At 37.4% G+C, this 19,819-nt stretch carries 20 protein-coding genes; 2 read left to right on the top strand and 18 right to left on the bottom strand.

What is annotated here, in order from left to right; translation table 11 throughout:
* On the top strand, window positions 1-2,196 hold the full coding sequence (locus GM920_RS00435) for an ATP-binding protein (protein ID WP_182952645.1): 2,196 nt from the start codon (window positions 1-3) through the stop codon (window positions 2,194-2,196).
* Window positions 2,196-3,251: an AlbA family DNA-binding domain-containing protein gene (locus GM920_RS00430; RefSeq protein ID WP_182952644.1), complete on the top strand. Its 1,056-nt coding sequence runs from the start codon at window positions 2,196-2,198 to the stop codon at window positions 3,249-3,251. Before GM920_RS00435 ends, GM920_RS00430 begins: the two co-directional genes overlap by 1 nt.
* Before the next feature lie 49 nt (window positions 3,252-3,300).
* Here the strand turns inward: GM920_RS00430 and GM920_RS00425 are convergent, their stop codons facing one another.
* From GM920_RS00425 to GM920_RS00340, 18 genes are all read right to left on the bottom strand, one after another.
* Window positions 3,301-3,711: a DndE family protein gene (locus GM920_RS00425; protein WP_182952643.1), complete on the bottom strand. Its 411-nt coding sequence runs from the start codon at window positions 3,709-3,711 to the stop codon at window positions 3,301-3,303.
* Window positions 3,704-5,839, bottom strand: coding sequence for an AAA family ATPase (locus GM920_RS00420; protein ID WP_182952642.1), 2,136 nt, complete (start codon window positions 5,837-5,839; stop codon window positions 3,704-3,706). The genes GM920_RS00425 and GM920_RS00420 overlap by 8 nt, the downstream gene beginning before the upstream one ends.
* Entirely contained in the window at window positions 5,833-7,158 is a 1,326-nt protein-coding gene (gene dndC / locus GM920_RS00415) for a DNA phosphorothioation system sulfurtransferase DndC (RefSeq protein ID WP_182952641.1), read from the bottom strand. Before dndC ends, GM920_RS00420 begins: the two co-directional genes overlap by 7 nt.
* A gap of 331 nt (window positions 7,159-7,489) precedes the next feature.
* A complete protein-coding gene (locus GM920_RS00410; protein WP_182952640.1) occupies window positions 7,490-7,837 on the bottom strand; it encodes a hypothetical protein in 348 nt (115 codons plus the stop codon).
* Between the two features lie 102 nt (window positions 7,838-7,939).
* Window positions 7,940-8,413 carry a JAB domain-containing protein gene (locus GM920_RS00405; RefSeq protein WP_182952639.1) on the bottom strand — a complete coding sequence of 158 codons (474 nt, stop codon included), beginning with the start codon at window positions 8,411-8,413 and terminating at the stop codon, window positions 7,940-7,942.
* 351 nt (window positions 8,414-8,764) lie between these two features.
* Entirely contained in the window at window positions 8,765-8,941 is a 177-nt protein-coding gene (locus GM920_RS00400) for a histone H1 (RefSeq protein WP_182952638.1), read from the bottom strand.
* A 50-nt stretch (window positions 8,942-8,991) separates the two neighbouring features.
* Window positions 8,992-9,981 carry a hypothetical protein gene (locus GM920_RS00395; protein WP_182952637.1) on the bottom strand — a complete coding sequence of 330 codons (990 nt, stop codon included), beginning with the start codon at window positions 9,979-9,981 and terminating at the stop codon, window positions 8,992-8,994.
* 12 nt (window positions 9,982-9,993) lie between these two features.
* Window positions 9,994-11,058, bottom strand: coding sequence for a conjugative transposon protein TraM (traM, locus tag GM920_RS00390; RefSeq protein WP_182952636.1), 1,065 nt, complete (start codon window positions 11,056-11,058; stop codon window positions 9,994-9,996).
* Between the two features lie 257 nt (window positions 11,059-11,315).
* Window positions 11,316-11,933, bottom strand: coding sequence for a conjugative transposon protein TraK (traK, locus tag GM920_RS00385; RefSeq protein WP_182952635.1), 618 nt, complete (start codon window positions 11,931-11,933; stop codon window positions 11,316-11,318).
* Window positions 11,934-11,962: 29 nt separating this feature from the next.
* Window positions 11,963-13,159, bottom strand: coding sequence for a conjugative transposon protein TraJ (gene traJ, locus GM920_RS00380; RefSeq protein WP_182952634.1), 1,197 nt, complete (start codon window positions 13,157-13,159; stop codon window positions 11,963-11,965).
* Window positions 13,160-13,168: 9 nt separating this feature from the next.
* Complete coding sequence (locus tag GM920_RS00375; protein WP_202985998.1) at window positions 13,169-13,816, bottom strand: TerB family tellurite resistance protein; 648 nt, start codon at window positions 13,814-13,816, stop codon at window positions 13,169-13,171.
* Window positions 13,800-14,456, bottom strand: coding sequence for a hypothetical protein (locus tag GM920_RS00370; RefSeq protein ID WP_182952633.1), 657 nt, complete (start codon window positions 14,454-14,456; stop codon window positions 13,800-13,802). The genes GM920_RS00375 and GM920_RS00370 overlap by 17 nt, the downstream gene beginning before the upstream one ends.
* A complete protein-coding gene (locus GM920_RS00365; RefSeq protein ID WP_182952632.1) occupies window positions 14,440-15,141 on the bottom strand; it encodes a conjugal transfer protein TraI in 702 nt (233 codons plus the stop codon). Before GM920_RS00365 ends, GM920_RS00370 begins: the two co-directional genes overlap by 17 nt.
* 28 nt (window positions 15,142-15,169) lie before the next feature.
* Window positions 15,170-17,641 carry a TraG family conjugative transposon ATPase gene (locus tag GM920_RS00360; protein WP_182952631.1) on the bottom strand — a complete coding sequence of 824 codons (2,472 nt, stop codon included), beginning with the start codon at window positions 17,639-17,641 and terminating at the stop codon, window positions 15,170-15,172.
* Entirely contained in the window at window positions 17,635-17,985 is a 351-nt protein-coding gene (locus GM920_RS00355) for a DUF4133 domain-containing protein (protein ID WP_182952630.1), read from the bottom strand. The genes GM920_RS00360 and GM920_RS00355 overlap by 7 nt, the downstream gene beginning before the upstream one ends.
* A gap of 2 nt (window positions 17,986-17,987) precedes the next feature.
* The gene (locus GM920_RS00350) at window positions 17,988-18,278 is read right to left on the bottom strand and encodes a DUF4134 domain-containing protein (protein ID WP_235964468.1); all 291 of its coding nucleotides are present in this window, start codon (window positions 18,276-18,278) and stop codon (window positions 17,988-17,990) included.
* Window positions 18,279-18,393: 115 nt separating this feature from the next.
* Complete coding sequence (locus GM920_RS00345; protein WP_182952629.1) at window positions 18,394-18,717, bottom strand: hypothetical protein; 324 nt, start codon at window positions 18,715-18,717, stop codon at window positions 18,394-18,396.
* A 95-nt stretch (window positions 18,718-18,812) separates the two neighbouring features.
* Window positions 18,813-19,694, bottom strand: a complete 882-nt coding sequence (locus tag GM920_RS00340) for an RteC domain-containing protein (protein WP_182952628.1) — start codon at window positions 19,692-19,694, stop codon at window positions 18,813-18,815.
* Window positions 19,695-19,819: the final 125 nt, after the last annotated feature.

Raw genomic sequence — 19,819 nt, 5'->3', positions numbered from 1 at the left:
ATGGCAGCTATTCTTAACAGTATATCATTCAATAATTTTTTCAACTATTATGGAACTTTTGAAGACAATAGTTATGAACTAAAACAAGGAGTAAATATTATTGTTGCTGATAATGGAGCTGGAAAATCAAAATTTTTCAATGCATTCTTATGGTTATTTAATGATGTGGTCCTTGATTCAGATGACAAAATAGAAAAATCAATAAAAAATGCATTTGTAAAGATTATTTCCGATAAGGCAAAGTTCGAAGCCCCTATTCATGGAAAAGTTTATTGTGGCATCCAAATAGAGTATACACAAGCTAACCGTTTGAAATATCAAATCACTAAATCCTTCACAGCAATAAAGTTGAACGAAGACTTTACAAACCCAAACAGTTGGCAATTTATTTTAAATGATCTTGAAGTAAATAAAACAGACCTAGTATTACCAAAATATAAGCCAGTATATGATGAAGATGAAAAAATAAAAATAATTGACTCTTTAATTTTACCTGCATTTAGAAAGTATTCCTTTTTACAAGGAGAAGAGGTTGATAAGATTATTGATTTTAGTGAGAAGGAGAGTATCGAATCTGCAGTAACGAATTTAACTGACATATCAAAATATGAAAAACTTGAAGAGTTCGTTAATTATGTAAATGAAAAAGCATATAGTGACTTAAAAGATCAAATGAAGTCCAATGATGCTCAATCGAAGCGGCTAAATGATGCCATAAATGAGAAGGAACGGCTCGAATTATTACTGAAGCAAGAAGAGGAGAAGTTAAAAGAATGGGAAGAGACATATAGCAAAGCTGAAAAAGAAAAAAATGAACTTGATAAAGTTTATGCGAATGCAGACAAACGAAGAGAATTAGATGATAAAATCAAACCAATTCAGAGACGCCTGAAAGAGAAAAAGGACGAATTCGAAGACTTTTTAGATAAAGTGAATAACAGAATGTTTGATGGCCAATTTTCATGGATCGCAATGGGATTTGAGAATAATATAGACAAATTCCGAAAAATGAGGGATGAGTACACCACAAAGCATTTTGAGTTAAAGGCACTAAAAAATATAGATGCTAATCCGAACAATTATTTTCACTTCTTACCTGTAAATTCACCGGACGCAGTAAGCTTGCAAAACATGGTAGATCATGAACATTGCTATGTTTGTGATCGTCCGGCTAGAAGAGACAGTAAAGAACATAATTATATTACAGCCTTAAAAAATCGACCTAGTTCAGGGAGTAAAGAGGTTGAGTATGTCAAAAATAATTTAAATAATTTCTTTGGAGATATTCAAATTAATGCGCAACCTTTTTATAATCGAATTTCAAATATTCCTTCGAGTATTTCTAGTTTTAAAGATAAAGAAGGTGAGTATATTCAACAGATAGATCGTTTCAGTGCACAACTAAAATCATTAAAAGATCAAAGAAAAGATCTGTTAATTTCTGGTGAAGATTCAAAAGCCAATGAAAATGATATAATTAATAATTATAAAGGAGCAATCCGTCAAATAGAAAATGCCCGCACTAAGATAGACGACATTATTTTACCCAAAATAAACGATTATAAATATAAAGTCAAAAATACCGAACTAGAGATTGAAAACCTTAGCAAGGTCCAGGACATTCCACGAGGATTTCAAGAAAATTTCACTATTGCAAAAGATCTAGCAAACGCGACAACTAAAGCAAAAGAAAGAGTTTATGATCGAATGATTAAAAAATTGGAAGAACACGCCAATAACCATTTTCAATCACTAATTAAAAGTAATGATCTAGTAGGAGGTGTTCTTAAATTTGAAAAAACACCAAGTGGTGCTATAAACTTCAATTATATTGATCGCGCTGGAAATATTGTTTCCGGTGCTTCTGAAGGATTTCAACGAATGAAAAAATTCTCCGTTGTTATGGCGATTATTACTGCAAACAATTCTGAATATAATTATCCTCTTTTAGCAGATGCGCCATTGTCTGCTTTTGGCGAGGGTTTTACAGAGGGCTTCTTTGAATCGACTGCAAAAATTTTTCCGCAAAGTGTTATATTAGTAAAAGAGTTATTCGATAGAAATGACGATCAAAAGCTAACATCTCTTGGAAGGAAATTACGCAAAGAGGATTTTGTAAAGGCAATGTATTTAAATACAGTACCAGAAGGAGCAGAACAAAAAGATCTAGAAACAAAACAAATAAGGTTGAAATAATGAATTCACAAGATTTCAGGACACAAATATTAATGAAAAAGCCGAGGTACGCAAAAAGTCGTATTCCTCTAATAGATGTTTTGGCAAACAAAGGGCAATCCAAATCTGAGTATGCTCAATTCGGCCCAGTATATGAACTGTTTATCTACGCTTTCATTTTAGGCTTAAAGAGAAAATCCTTCTTACCATTGCCAGGAAATAACTTATCGAAAGATTTTGTAGAAATTGCAAAATGGAAAGGTGGTGGTGCATTAGTTGATTTCCTACTTATGATAGCTCTAACACATACGGATGAATTAAACTTTACGTGGACTGAGTTGGAAGAGATGAATGAAAAAGAGTTGGACAAAGCAATAGGTCTAATCATTTCTTTTTTTGAGGGTTATGCTAATGGAGGCTTAGAGTTTTTACAAGAGCAATACAATTCCAACCAATTAATAAACAGTCCATATCTATTTATTGATTTATTAGCGGAGAACAGTACATTTAGAGATTTGCAACCAGAAGATTCAGAATCTGGGTTAGAACCACAAGAGGCTACAGAAGGTACAATTGAAGGAACGTTGAAATTGATTGAAGGAGGAGAATCTCCAAATGTGGAATTCAAATCGACTCTTCGGGTTAACTTACATACAAACCAACCTGATGAAAAAATGGAGATGTCTTGCATAAAAACACTAGCAGGATACATGAATACAAAACCGGGCACCCTATTAATTGGTGTTTCTGATACAAAAGTGACTCTAGGTTTAGAAACTGATTTAGGATCATTTGGTAAAAAATCGGATCCAATGGACGAATTTCAAAAGCATCTAGACAATCTTATAGAAAACTACCTTGGTAATTCAGCATATTCATTGATTACACTTACTTTTCCAGAAATTGAAGGTAAGCTGGTCTGTCGCCTAGATGTTCAATTTAGTAAAAAAGGCCCCGTATACGTAAAAAATAAATCAAAGAAAACTGAAGATTTTTATATTAGAAGAGCTGCGTCAACAATTGCTTTAAATCCAAGTGAAATGATTGGATATATTGAAAATCATTGGGGTACATAGAATAAACCGTACCAGGGTAGCAATTCAGAGAAGAGTACTACCCTGGTAATTAATATATTTGGGAAGAAGAATCTAGTTGTAACCCTTTTTCTATTTCATTAATTAAAAAATCATTTCCTGATATTGAACTTTTATTAGAAATATCCTGATCAATTAATGTTAATCCATCATCTATATGCATTTTAACATATTTCTGCATATCTTTATCAGCAATTTTAATATTATAATGTAAAGCGATAATTGAAAGATAAATTTCTGGATAATTACCAAATAACACCTTAATATTATACTCCTTCCCTTGTGAATCTTCAATTTTGTTCAATTCCAATTTATGCTCCTTAGCTAAAGAGTAGCTAAATGCCAAACGTGCAATAATATTCTCTGAACCTAAATTCAGCTTATTAGTTAAATGCGTCACTAACTCTTTATTGGTTTTTGAAGTCTTAATACTACTAAACATACGCCTGCTGTGTTTTTATAAATTGAGGGAATAAATCAGTTGGAAATAAATCAGCAAAAGTTGAAGCATAATTTGCTTCTTGCTTTATTAAGTATGCTTTACCAATCTTAGGAAGTAACATATTATATTCGCTTTCCGAAAGCTCTTTTTCTAGCAAGGGGAATAGTACCACTTGACTAGAAACCGATGGATAAAATTCTTTTATAATATTAGCAGCATGCTTTTTATCTAACTTTTGTAGTGGACTATCAATGAAAACAGGAAACTGGATATTAGATTCAGTTACTAAGGCTTTTAATAATGCTGTTGCATATAACTGTTGTTCTCCCTTAGAAAGACTTTCTTTGTTAATTGTATTGCCAGTTGCATCATACAAGTCTATATCTATTAGATCTCCATCAATTTTTACTTCGACATAATCAACAAAATTATTTTTGTGCATTAACGCATTCAATTCCTGCTTAATATTCTTCTCTAAAGATGCTTTCTTTTTTAGTTTAAGTTGATAAATAAACGCATCAAGTTGTTTGACCAATCGCTCAGCGGTTTCGGTTTTTTGTCGGTCTTGTTTTTCGACTTTTATATGTTTTGTCTGTTCAGAAAGTAGACGACTTAGGGTATTTACTTCTCGTTCACTCATCCCTATATCTACTTTCAGATTTACAATCTTATCGGATAATAACTCTACATCGGTTTTGATTTCATCAAATGTATTTTTTAATGCCTGTATAACTGGATCTTCCGATTTTAGATCTGCATCCTGAACTTTCTTGTGTGTGATATTGTAACTGCTTTGTAAGCGTTTTCCCTCAGAAACTAACGTTTTAAACTGCTTTGCATATGCATTCTGCAAATTACCATATACTGCATTGAATTGATTTATTTGATTTTGGGTAAATCCTAAAAGAATACTTTCATTAGTACCCTCTACCCTACCTAAATGCTTTTGCAATAATAAATCTATTTTATTTTGCTGAACTTTATCAAATGAAGAAATAGCATCCTTTAATACATTATACTTCTCTTCTAGTAAGCTATTGATCAAGTTAATATGCTGTTGTCTTTCTTCTAATGAAATCTGTTGATTAACATTTTTCATTTTACCTGCCAGCATAGCAAATGGAGCCAATTCGAGTAATTCAGCAAAATTATTTTTATTCCTTGCAATGGCTTCGCTCAAATTAATACGCATTTTTCTATACTCTTGTAATTCTTCATTACTCAACGCGCTACCAGACCTTATCAACTTTTCTTGCACATCAGCTAGGTCAGCCTTTTTTATAATTAGTTCCTGTTCTTTCCTTTCCAGACTTTCTTTTTTAACCTCTATTAATCTTTCTAATTGAGAGAGCTTTTCTTGTAAATTTTCAATCTTTTTAAAATCACCTTTAGAAGCAGACTTCTTTGTAATACGTAACTGTAGGTTCTCTAGATTTTGCTTAAGATCAGTGTATTTTTTTATACCGAGAACTTCATTATAAGCCTTACTGAAATACAGTTTTTCGTCAATACTTTTCACTTCTGCCAATGCTGTAATCTTTTCAGCATCGAAGAAAAAGAATTTGGCTATTTCCTTAGGCAATATAAAATCATTGATAAAAATTTCTTGACCTATAGTTTTTGTGAGTTCATTCAGTTTACCGTCAACTAGAATTTCTAATTCTTCCTTTTCATTACGAGTATTATACGTTCTAGTAATTGTAACATCATTACAAGATAAGTGAGGAATAAATATATTGGTTAATGTTATACTACAACTAAAGCTATATAAGGCCTCTATTTCAGTATTTATCTTTCGTTGTTCTAATGTATTCTTGCTAAGTTCTTTGGTTTCACTTAACTGATCATGTTTTGCTGTAGCCATTTGCAAAGCACTTCTGTTCATCAACTTAAATGCATATCTATTGTAGCCTCCACTTTCGTAAATTTCTTTACGATAACGTTCATCAACGTCAACAATCAGTTTACCATATAAAACCCACACCAGTGCGGTTAATAACGAAGTTTTACCAAAACCATTTTGTCCAGAAATTATGGTTACATGCTGTTCCGGATTTGTGGAAAGTGATAGAGCTTGCTGCCCTTGGTATGCTCTAAAATTGTAAAGTTTAATTTGATCGATTAACATACTATCCTTTTATTGGCATCATTGACAATATGGTTTTCCAAATCGCTTTGTATCCCATACTTGTTTACTAAAATAATTTTGGCTTTTTGTAATTCTAACAGCTCGTTAATTAATTTGAAATCTTCTTCACTATCACAAACCTGCTTCAATAAATCCTTTTCAAAAATTTGATCATCCGAAAATTCCTCCTTTGCCATTTCGGTATGATATACTGAATTATAAATTTCGGCAACACTATAATCAAATATTGAATCCCTATGCCATGTAACCTGAACCGCAACCAATTCCTGATAATTGATCAATATCAAATTTGGGTCTTCTTGTTGCACTTCTTTTTGAGCTTTCAATAACTCCTTAAGCATATACGCACGTTTTTCAGGCAGATAAGGCCCCCAGTTGTCTAAATTTGCTGCATCTTGATCTTGATTTCTACGCCACATCTGCCTCCAGCTCCTATCATTACGATAATCAACAAGCATATCCCTAAACACTATTAGAGGCTCCATCCACTCTTCTCCATTGTCTACGAGTGCTTCCATCGATTTATCTCTTTTCACAACAGAACAGACCCAACAGCCAAAACGACTTTGGCCACAAGAAGGCGTAGTAGTATCAATAACTAGAGGGCAATCTCCACCTGATGCGTTCCTATAAAGAGTAATCAAATCACGATGTGTTCCACCCCAAGGCGGGTTTACTTGCAATAAATACGTCCAAAGCTCATCTGTCTCTACATCTTTAATAGGTGCAAATACGAATGCATTTGGTAAAACATGCTTACGTAATCTTTCACTATCTATATGAATTTTACTACGTTCAATACTTTTTGCTCTACTGTTACTTTCATCACTTCTAGTACCTAAGAGAATAATAGCTTCGCCTACCTCCGATATTTTAGATTTTATAAACTGTGTAGTTGGGTCTATTTTTAAACGGTCTGTACACCAACGAAATGTATTATTTGGGGCAGGATAGCCTTTGCCTAACAAATTTACCCAAAACGTATCCTCCAAACGTGGATTAGTTTGTTGAACTGAAATAGGCATTCCCTCCTCTGCAGCAGCTTTTTGAATATGATCTAATGTTATATGGATAAATTTTGCGATTCTAGGATTTTCAACCAATGTATCATTACAAACTACATACACATGTCTATTTCTAAGAATAGGATCAATCTTACGTATAGCTAACCATGTTAACTGCAGAAGCATTGTGGAATCTTTACCACCAGAAAACCCTAGAATCCATGGACGTGGATTATCATCATTTAGATATTGATCTTGTATTTCTTGCTCTAAAAATTTTAGATCTAATGCCATATTCTTTCCTTTAACTGGATGCATAATATAATATACCTGTTATATACAACATATATGTTTTCAGCATCTCCCATGCAAATTTACTTCCATTTAATGAGATAAACCACTTAAACAGTATAAATATATAGAATTGCAAAAATTAATAAATTCATTTTCCTCAACTTAATTTCACATACAATTGACTAGCTGTCTGTTGTACAAATAGGAAGAGATTTATTTAATTCTGTTATAAACAGGATATACATAAATCCAAATAATACTCATCGCCATTGAAATTGACACCTAATTTTGGGATACAAATCACCACCATAAATCAAAAAAACCATTCTTTTTAGCTTATTTTTTTGTGGTAATAAAAAATAGCCTTTTTACTAAATGCTTCCAACTTCGCTTCCAAACCTTCCTCAACTACACGATTTTTTTCTTTAAGTCTATGAAGCTGTTTATAACCAGCCTCAATACCGCCAATAGGATCCCGGATAACTACGTTTTCCAATATCAGGGTAATTCTATGGTTGGTATATTCTTCCTTCTTAAATTCCTGATAGAACTCCTCTGGCGTGTACCATTTTCCTGTTTCTTTACTATATAGCCAAAAACCACACCTTATTGCTTCCTTATATAAAGGAAGCAAACTGGTAAAACTCCCCTTCTGCTGACCAAAATGACTAATCCCCATAACGTCACAAAATTACTAAAAATATTAGCAATCAAAATCCTATTGAAATTTAATACTAGAAAAGATCTTCTTTCTAGTATTATCGCTTTAGATTGGGTTGAATCAAATCAACCCGTCATCTGCAAAAGAATAATAACCATTATCAGGAGTAAGAATCAAATGATCCAAAACCCTAAGGTCAAGATATTTTCCAATTTCAATTAACTTATTGGTGATAGTGATATCCTGAGAACTTGGATCAAGATTACCCGAAGGATGGCAATGTGCAAGGATAATTGCGCTGGCACTTGCTTTTAAGGCCACTCCGAAAATCATTTTAGCATCTACAACAACTGCCGACACCCCTCCTGTTCCTACGTTAAAATAGCCCAGAACCCTGTTGTTATAGTTCAACAGCAAAATCTTAAATTCTTCTCGAAGGGCAATTGTATTCTTATCCCAGCAATTATAAAGTGCTTTGTACCCGTCCATTGAGGAGGTAATTTGAGGTCTTTCATAGGCTTTAAATTTAGGCAGGTAACTTATTTTAATTTCTGCGATTTTTGATAGGTCGTTTTGAATTTTCAGGGTTTCCATAATTTCAGATTTTTAAAGATTTAATTATGGAAGCCTTTCAACAGCGGCTGGCATTATGGGCAAAGTGGAGATTCAAAAAATGTGGAGGCTCCCGAAGGGATACCCATTTTTTGAATACTACTTTGGCGCAGCGCACCCATATGCTCAGCACGCTGGAGAACTTCGCTGAATAATTAATTCTTAAAAATCATTATGGACCTAAATTTCAAACTATAAAAAGAGCCAAAATTCAAACTCTTACCTGCATAAAAAAAGCCATACCCAAAAGGATATGGCCCAAAAACACATTTAATAACCCAGGCAATATGCGTTAATGCTGGATCAATGCATTTCCTTTCCCCTATTATTTAATTACTTGTTATGCTTTATTGCTGTGACTTCCTTACGTTGCTGATTAGCAAGAACTTTCAAAGCTAACATTCCTTTTCTAAGTCTAGTGCCTGCTGCTGAATTTCCTCTGTTATAAAATTTATCCGCATCAACTTCGATTTGAGAGATAAGCATTTTAATCTGTTTAAACTTTTCCATGGTAATTAAGTATTTATGTGAAAAATGATGAACTGTTAAACCAAAGACACTTATCTCGAAAGTTCCTGACCTGTTGAAAGTTCCTTATCTTTCGACTGCCCCACTTTCATATCGAAAGTGTTTTCTTTGGCCTGAACTTTCTCAAACTGATTACGCTTTTCAAGCTTGCCATCCATTGTAAAAAAATTAAGATTTCCATAGCGTGGAACGGCTTCCAGTTGCAACTTGACCTCCTTCCCGTCTTTAACCGTGGAGATTAGCGCACGATTACCGTTCTTCAGCTCAGCTTCTAATTTTTGTCTTTGTGAAGGATCATCTAATTCTTTGATTCTGTATTCGTTCAGTACATGTTTTAAATCATAACCATACTGGGGATCCATAAACTGCTGCATTTGAAAATTACCTCGATCATCTTTACCCTTCTCCAGATCTAACTTCACCCATGCCTTATAAGATTCCCCGCTGTTATACTTTACTAAATCATCGCGGTAAACCGACCTTCCCTGAATCAAATTGGCTGATTGCTGTGCAGTGAAGCCCCTCCCCTTGTCCACCCATATATTCTGTGTTACAGGTTTAGAGAAATAGGTATTTCTAAATTCATTACTAATAAAGTTTACCTTACCATTTTCCATATTGGCGATTATTTTTCGATGTTGGGGATCCTTTCCAACAGAAAGTTCAGCAGCGCCATTTTGCGATTTGAAATGATCAATCGCCTCGGTCAGATTTTCAATTCGCTTGACTGTGTTCTTTCCATCCGCTCCAGCTACAATGACCATGTATTTCTGACCTTCTTCAAGACCTTTGCCTTTATTATGAGCCACCTCATAGCGATTCAGGTAGTAATAATCCGATTGCCCAGATTGCTTGAAGTGCAAAGTGAAGTCAACCTGTCCCTTATCCGCAGCAATGCTATCATTAAGATGAAACTGCGGAATATCATTTCTCATTTGTTCTTCCATGAGCACCTGCAGCTTATCACTAAATCCCAGGGCTTTCATTTCTTGTTTCAAATTCTCCAGATTATTTAAATTCATAGCGCGTTTTTATTAATTAAAATTCTGTTGATTGGATTTATTATTACGTAGCAGCACCTGCTGACCTGCTTCCAGCTTGACCTTTATCCTCCGTACTTTTTTAGAAAAGAGGTTTTTCGCAGTGTTGATCCCAGCGCCAGCAGCTTGCACGCCAATGGACTGATCTATATTCAAAAACTGCATGTTCTGCAAGGCATTATCTGTACCCCCAGAGACTGCATCCCCAAATACCGCCTCAGGCGCATTAATCCCCTCCATACCATCAAGCGAGTAAACAGTCAGATCAACGGGAACAATAGAAGTTCCAAGCCTGATATTTTTAATGTTTAGCAATAACCTTTGGTTCATCAATTGACAAATGCCAAAAATCGCATGTCCTTTGAAAAACAGTTGGCCAGCAAGAGTGACGCTGTCCTGTAAAACAAGCTTAATGGTGGCTCCTTGCACCACTTTTTGATGATTTGCAATAATGGCTGGTATGGCCCTGAACAAGCTATCGGATTTTAACGATTTCGTCTGCTCCAGTCGTTGTTGAACACGGCCAGGATGTTGTATATCTAAAATCCCTTGTAACATTCCATTCAGCTGCTCCATTTCAGGATCAGCGGTTTTATTCTCCTGCATGGATTTCATGAGTCCCTCCAACCGGTCAACATCCCCTTTTAAAGGATCCTGTTGCATTTTTGGCCTTCCTAAAACCATAGGGGAAACTAGAGGCTCCTCTTTCCTATTCATTTCCCTATCCAGTAAAGACAGCTTCTGGGTAATGGCTAAAGTCTGAGGATCTTCCTGAATTCCTTTAAAACCTAATCGCCCAGCTACAGATTGAAGTCCATTATCTTTAATTTTCACAGAATCCCTGTCGGACTGCTGATAATAACCATACTTATCCTGTGGCTGTTCGCGGGTAAATGCAGCATCAGGTAGGTCCTTATTGATGCCCTTTTTTACAGATTGCTTTTCCTTTTCGGCATCCCTGATAAAAAACAGGTAATACCCTAACCCCAGCAGGGGAAAAACAATCAGCGGAAGGAAGAGCAGGATCTTCCGCTTTGTTACCTTTTGTTTTGAGTTCATATGTAAATGATTAAAATGGATTAAAAAGATTCATTAAAGCCTTTGTCAACAAGCAGGTACAGTAAGCAGTGAATGCCAATAGAGTCAACAATAAGGCGTAGATCCAATAGTTCCTGAAACGACCATTCAGTTTATGATTCAAAGCGTCAGCAATACTCCGTTGAACGACATGTATTCTCCTCCCAATTCGAGACTTAAATAAGTTAGGTCCAACTGGAATAATGCTTTTGCGAATTGATTTATAGAATCTCATGGCCTTAAAGATTTAAGGGTACATCCAAATTACTGATCGTCTCCCAGCGCTGGATCAGAAAACCATGTGGATTGTTATCAGTCTGGCTTTTTAAGTCCCTGACCTCCCCTGTTGTTACCAGTTTCCGCAATACCGTGCTACTGGATCGGATCAACTTTTGAGTAGCATAACACCTAAACTGATATGGATATGCATTTAAATCAAGTGCTATACTATCCACTTCAATTTCCTGGCTAATATTCGCTGAAATCAAATTGCTGTAATAACCTGATTCTTTAAGGTTGTCGTATTGTCTCTTTGCTGATTCATCCGCCAGATAAAGTGCTTTTGTCATGTTGGACAGTATGGCCTTTTCATCAGGATCCATACTAAAAAAATACTGGTGAAAGGTTTTGATATGGTCGCGTAATTCAACAGGGATATTGGATTTCCGGTCTGCTGCTATGGCCTCCAGAACTTTACCATTATACAAAATATGTATCCTGCTCTGAGCCTTGTTGGCAAACTCATAACTTTTATAAATGCCAAAACAAAGGATAAGCACATTAGCCAGGATCAGATAAATGCTGAACCTTTTGATGTGCTGAAAAGCCGTATCAATATTTTTAAACTGTGTAAACATGATAAATGGATTTGATGAAATAATGATAGTTATTTGCCCGAGAGCTTATCACGAAAATAATCCTGACCGGATCCTTCTGCCATTCCATAGGCAGTGTTGCGATGGCCATCTCCATTTCTGTCGGCAACCATGCCCCCAGATTTTCCTTTTGAGGCGGCCATTCCGCTCACCGTCCCCATAGCCGCAGCTCCAGTGCTCACTACCATAGAATTGACTTTGCTCAACATCGAGTTACCACCGCCTGCATGTACTACGTAATTGGCTACCGTTGGCACAGAGAAATAACCCAGGATTCCAATGATCATAAATATCAAATAAGCGGTATCCGTACTAGAGAAAAAGGTATCCCCACTCTGCTGGACTTCTGAAATATCAAGTTTCAACATGTTCTGCTGGATTTTTCCCAGAATGGCACCAAAAATATTGGCGATTGGTAACCATAGAAAAATGTTGATGTACCTGGCGATCCAAACCGTTAAAGTATGCTGCAAACCATCGTAGACTGATAAACCTAAAACAATAGGCCCAAGTATGGCAAGAACAATCAGAAAAAAGGTCCGCATCGTATTGATACAAAGTGCTGCAGCCTGATAAAGCAATTCCAACACCTCAGAAATAAACTGCTTAAAGCCGTGTCGCATCTTATAATCCTGCCGATCAGCCCAAAACTTGATGTCATTTCCAATACTCTCCATCCATCCTTCATCGGTTCCAGAAGTTTTGTTAGGATGACTGAGTTTATACCATTTTGCCCTATCACCTCCTCCATCTGTGCCCACATAGGCTTTCCAATTGTCAGTCTTTTTCAATTCCAATTCTTTCTTTTTCAGCAAAGCCTTTATCGCTGCATCAGAATTCAGTTTCATGGCTGATGTTCCGGCAACAGTTACATTCAGCACCCCATTCATTACACTCAGCAGTACAGGAAACAATAAAATAGCAAGACCAAGCGTAAAAGGACGCAACAAAGGATATACATCCACGGGTTCGGCGGAGGCAATCTGTCGCCAAACTCTGCTGGCAATATACCATAGTGCCCCAAAACCAGCTACAGCTCTACCTAGACCAATCATGTCTGAACAAAGCGGAATCATCTCCGCATAAACTTTGTCCAATACCGATTGTAACCCACCCAAATAACCTGCAGCTCCCTGGGCATAGACTCCAGCTGGAAATCCGAAAATTCCCAGCAGCATTAATAAAAAAATAAGCGTTCTTGTATGCATAAAATAGATTTAAGGATATAAACTCATCACCTCGCGCAACTCGCGCTGTTGAATTTCCCGCTGAGCAGCTAACAAATTAGTCTCGGTATTAAAGCTTCGTAAGAACATCAGTTTATCCTCTACACGTTCAAAAATCCCGTCGATGGCACGAAGCCGCTCATCATCACTCATCCGCAGCTTGGAGGAGGTGATCACCATTAACAGCTCATCGATATGATCCAGGCTTTGCTCAAATAACTGCTGATAAACTCTCCCTAAATATTCCAACTCATCCACGTTAAATGCACCTGAAGACCTGAAACGGATAAAAGCAGCCCTATATTCAGTAATGATGTTCTTCTGGTAGGTTATGATGTCGGCGACCCTCCTGTATTTTTTTACTTCCGGACTGACTAACATCAATCCATCGAGGAAAAACTCATGCAAAGAGAAATTACCCTTAGAAATGTTCCGAATCAGGTTGTAGCCCCCACTAACTACAGTCCAGCCCTTTTTCATGTCCTGAAGAATATTTTTCAACTGGCTTAGTTTCTCTACATTCAGAAGCAGTTGCTGCACCTCGGTAGATTGTGCCTTCAGGTGAACAGTTGCACTCACCAATAGCAGCATGAGTCCAAAGCAAACACACAGCCGTTTAGATTTATTCAATGATCCCATAATGATATTTTAACTTTTGAATAGATATAATTTCATTTTCCTTGGCCTGAACTAATGCATAAACTTCCTGACAAAAATCCTGGCTAAACTCCAGCTTCTCCCGCATGGCGAGTGAAACTTTATCCAACCGACTGATCCGTTGATCAGTGGTCATTTCTACTTTTCCAGAAACCACAATTAAAACAAGCTCCTCCAGATCCCTCAAGCATTCCTCAATGACACCCGCCTGTACTTGCCGCACATACAACTTAGCTTCCATCGTCAATAAACCATTCCCATTAATCCGGTTAAAGGATTTTAGAATCGAAGCTTGATCGGCAATAATATCTGCTACTTTAACATGGCCAGAAATTTGGGGACTAACCAACTTTAATGAGGATATAAAAGTGTGATGCAATCCAAATTCTCCATTACTGAAATCCTTGATGGTATTAAGACCAGATCCCACTAACTCATAGCCCTTTTTAGCCTGCCCGATATAAAACTGTAGCGCGGCAATTTGCTGTAACAAGTATCGTTTTTGCGTCTTCTTTTGCTTAAAAAACTCTCCAAAGGTTTGGCCCAGTACTGTCCCTGAAAAACCAGACAATCCGAAGGCGAGCAATAACGTCAACCCATAAACTTTAGTTCTCGATTCCATAGATTTCCTTTAAAGTGACTATCTCATCCAATGATTTAGCGCGCCCGATACTCAGCCCAATATTTTGTCCATTAAACTGTTTGAGATCAGTATAATTGACGTCCATTTTTTCAGCTGCCTCATTAATAATCTCCAACCGTTTTGCATCAGACATCTGAGTCTTAAAGGAATTTACCACCAGCAGGACCTGGTCAATATTCTTTATACTCTCCTCCAGTATCCCGGCATAAATCTTTTCCATATTGTCCAATTCAACAGAAGTAAAATGTTTATCTTTTTTGAACAGGTTCCAGGCCCATTTATATTCATCCATGATGGCCACCTGCCGCCCGGTCAGATCCTTAATTCTTTTGTAAAAAGTGATGGCAGATTTGATTTTCCAGAGTTCCTGATAATAGCCCTGATATAAATCACGCTGTTTTTCCGTCCAGTCTGCGATTTCTCCGAGCTTTAGCTTAGAGAGTTGATTCTCCAAAGCCTTCTGTGCATTTTGCAGCCAGATGGTTTCATTCTGGAGACGCTGAATCTTTAAATCAACAGCTTTGATTACCTTCTTTACCCCTGCCCGGATTACTTCCAGGACAGCTACCTGTGCGGTTGCGCCTTTGGGCAAAGCCACAAATAGCGTCATTGTACTTAATGGCAGAATGACCATATATTGTTTCATAAGCTTAACTATATTCATATCCAAAACTTGATTATTTACAACCTCTTTAATGTTTATTGCTTTTAGCCCTGAGCTCCTGAGCCAACATCATTATCCCCTTTTGCATACTACCGTACTTCTGAGCATACTCCTGTACCATCACCTTTTCCTTTTCTTCGGTGGTATAGCAGAGGTACTCTTCCATGGAAACTTCAGTTCTATAAATTTTACTGTGCTGCTGCCCCAAAGCGATAAAGACTTCCTTGTACTTCCGTGATGGATCATTTGCTTTGTTCATCGATAAAATCTGCGCTTTCTGTTTATCATCCAGACCTAAAAGCTCCTGTAAAAGGTCAAACTTGTTCTGATATTTACTCTGGTCCAGCAGGATCTTGCAATCGGAATTGTTGATGATGGCTTGTTTGACAATGGGTGATGAAATGATGTCTTCGATTTCCTGTGTAACTACTATCGGTTCTCCATAAAACTTACGCATGGTTTTGTATAAATACTGGATGTACTCGGCCATTCCTTCTTTAGCTATAGCTTTCCAGGCTTCCTCAATCAGCACCACCTTTCGGATCCCTTTCAGCTTCCTCATTTTAGAAATGATGAGCTCCATAATGACCAGTGTCACCACTGGAAACAGGATCGGGTGATCCTTAACGTTATCCAGCTCAAAGACAATAAACCGTTCTTGCAGCATATCCAAATTCTGGGAGGCATTGAGCAAATAATCAAATTCTCCCCCACGGTAATATGGATTTAGCACATAAAGGAAATTGCTGATGTCAAAATCCTTTTCTTTAACCTTACCATCTTCCAATACCTTTAAATATTCATTCATCAGGTAATCATAAAAGGAATTGAAACAAGGAAAAACATCGTTGTGCTGGCTTAAATAAGTATAGTAGCCAGTCAATGCATTTGAAATCGCTATATATTCTGATCTACGATAAGGCTCATCATCCTTTTTCCAAAGTGCTAACAGTAAAGTCTTGATGCTCTCTTTTTTCTCCGTATCCAGCGCCTCTCCTTCCGCAAGAAAAAAGGGATTGAACTGAATTGGGCTAGCTTCAGAATAGGTAAAGTAATAACCTCCCAGCAGCTCACAAAGACCTTTATAACTATGACCAATGTCAATCAACACACAGTGAGCTCCTTGCTGATGGTAACTGCGCATGATATGGTTTACCAGGAAGGATTTCCCAGATCCAGAACCACCGATCAGCATTTTTGAGCGGTTGGAAGTCCATCCTAGTTGCATTGGCTCGTCAGAAATATCCACATGTACCGGTTTCCCAGTCAAACGATCCCCAAGACGAATTCCAAAAGGACTTAAAGAAGACCTGTAATTACTTTCCAGGTTAAAAAGACATGTGGCCTGCTCAATGAAAGTATCAAAAGTATCATTCATCGGGAAATCAGCCTGATTTCCCGGTAAACCTGCAAACCAAATCTGTGCAGCTCCATCAGTCTCCAACTTGGCTACACCATCCAATTGCGCCATTGCAGCACTAACCAGATTCTTGGATTTCTTCATTTTGAAGGCCTCATCTGCCCAAACCAAAAGGTTAAAATGGGCTTTAACAGGTTGTCTTCCTAAGGCAATCGCTTCGTTCAAAAAATCATTGACGCTATCTCTTGAAATGGCATTTTCACGGGAGTAAGCAGATAAAGACTGTAAACGAAGTTTCTTAGATTCAAGCCGTTTTAAAGTCTTCTGCTCATCCTCAATAAATAGATACTGATTAAATATGTGGTTACAGTTCAAAAGTCCTCCCAGAGGTGAAGCAAAACCAACAGAAAACTTGGTACGATCGGTGCTATACTTATCGTAATTAATCCTGCTCCCCACCATAGCTGGCAAATCGGCAGTATCAGAAAGGCTGTACAGATCGGCATACTGATCACCTATTTTGATTCCCCTATCGATATGAATGTCCCGGATTCCGGCAGCCCCGTCTTTAGGTAATAAGAATAAATAACGTTCAATAATCCCAGGCTGATTTGCTGTCCCAGAAAGCGCATCATCATCAAACTGCTCTAAAGTCACATAACCACTATCGGTTAATATCCGCTCAAACTGCCCCGCAGCATCCAAAAACTCTCCATATAAACCAGAGGTCATCACTTGTTTTGGAACAATAGATTTCCTAAGAATATTACTGTATGACGAACTTGAAAGTTTTCTTGCAGATGGTTTCATCGTTAGAAATACAAAACATTCATGTTCCATAAATTCCCGCTCATTAAAGAAAGTTTCACTACTCCTGGATAGTACATCATTCCCAGCCTTTTCATAATCTGCCTGATATGCACTTTCAAAAAACCAATCAGATTTATGAAAAACTGTATGTGGTAACAATACCCGTATGGCCTTTACCCAGCTTTGGTGATAATTCTCATAGTCCCTGTCTGATAAAGTAAAAATCTCTGGTAGAGACACCTTGTAAGCAATCGTGATATCCCCATGCATGGAAATGATCGCATTGTGTTCCACTTTGTGAAGCGGAAAAATATTTGCTGCTTCTACCATGATTTCTTCTTATCTAAATGAATAGCTGAACTTTTTAATCCGGTAAATAACCTACGGGAACGAAAGATCAAGCTTTTAGGTAAACCTCGTTTTGCCATAAACTTCATCAACCCGTGCTCACCAAACCGATGGCTTAAACGAAAAACCGTAAAAAATAATAGACTCCCCAAGCCCAGTATAACTGGTAAGATCACTACCAGCCCAGGGCCCAGCAGGTACAATACAGCAAAAGCAATCAGCAACAACACCAGGCCAATCGCGAGCCATGCAATGTATTGTCCTTTTAGACCACGGAATTCAATAGGTTTAGAAACCCCTTTATTGATATTATAGATGCTCGCCATGATTAAACCCCGAAAAAAGACTTTAAAACGGTAGCCACTACCACCAGAAAAATACAGGAACCAAACCAGGCAGAAGCCACTTTCGAAGTATCAGGCTCACCAGCATTCCATTTATTGAACACCTTAATTGCACCTACTAGTCCCACAACAGCGCCAATGGCATACATCAGGTTAGTCCCAGAATTGAAATAACTTTTGACCTCCGTGGTGGCTTGCTGGATGCCGGCAGTACCACTTTGAGCGTAAAGTATCATGCTTTGCAATACATTAAAGACACAAAGCACGATGGCCATTAGCCAAGAATTGGCCATTAATTTCTTTTTAGAAGATGGAGGAAAACTCATAAGGAAGTATTATAGATAGCGTGGATAAAGGACCTTGAATTGGTAATTGAAGAGCAAGGATAAATTACCCCGGGCTTGCAGCTGCAACCTGAGCAGAGAACCTGATCAAATCAGCACTAATTATGCTCATCCCTTCTGGTAGTCTACTCTTACCCAATATTTCAGCTTCCCTATCCTCAGCCGTTTCCATATCCGCAGGAGATACCTCAACCTTTTTATCAGTTATAGTCGACCGTTGTAATGGTACACCGGACACCAAAATTTTAGAATTAAAAAACACAGACAAATCCTTTCGGTAAAACAGCAACAAGACAGCCGCATACCATACAATTGAAAAGACAAGAAAGACAACCAGTACTCCCTGCCATGAAAAATGTTGTAGTATCATAGACCTTTACTTTTCCCGGCACCCCATTGTGCCGGGAATACAAAAGCAAAGGTTCAGAGATTACAAAACTTCATTTCCCATATGGGAAAAATAGCCTATAAAAGGCCTCTTACGCTTCCCCAATCATCCTCATCGTCCATCTTTTTTATAACCGAGTCACGCATCAGATCCAGAAACTGTGTCCTACTCAGACGCTTCCTGGATTTCATATTATCAAAACCTTTCTTAGGAACACCCAGATTTACCCCGAAAAATTCCCCGAGTCCTTCAAAAAACTCCACGATGCCAATCTCTCCCTCATTAATCTGTTTGTTTAAATGAATGGCATGGGCAACCTCGATCAAATTGATTGTTTCACCGGTCCATTTAAAGGGTTTCCGTAATTTACCGAACCTGTCTACCGTGGTACTAGATAAGATAGGCTTAGGTTCAAGTTCATACAAAAACGAGAGTAAGTCTATTCGTAAACGCTCATAAGCCATAAATCTGGCAAACAACTCCGCAGTTACCGTACTGCCAGCAGGCTCATGAGTTGGAACAACTGGGAGCAATACATTTTGAAGATCTGCATTCTCAGTAAAAAACAAAACATCAAGTTCCTGCCCTTTTAAAATGAAATACTTGTAATGAAAAGCATAAGCATCAAAAAAGCGGGCAATCCGTTGAAGTTCCCCTTGATAATGCCTTTTAAGCAAACACAAATTCTCATGAGGTAACGCCGAACAAACCAAATGCTTTTCCTGGTAATAAATCAACAAACTTCTAAAACTAGGATACAAGTGTTTGTGGAAATTGATCTCCAAGACTGGATCATCAAAAGGATGAAGAATCCTTAAATCCCTTAAAATGGAGATAACCTGTGACTCCTGCTCACGCAAAATAGCGGTTGGATGTCCATTAGATTGTGAGAGAATTTTCAAGTCCTCCTCTAAAACTGTAAACGCTCTAAGCGCATTTTCATTCATGCCATCATTCATAGATATGTAGATTGATTAAGCCTGACTTGCCTGTTCACTGGCAACAACTTTTCACGGGGTCAGGCGAGATGATGGCTCAAAAATGTGCAATACAAGAACAGCACCCAATAAGGGAAAACCTTGAT

It is taken from the genome of Pedobacter gandavensis (assembly GCF_014172405.1).
GTDB classification, from domain to species: domain Bacteria; phylum Bacteroidota; class Bacteroidia; order Sphingobacteriales; family Sphingobacteriaceae; genus Pedobacter; species Pedobacter gandavensis.
This window is presented reverse-complemented; position numbering and strand designations above follow the sequence as displayed.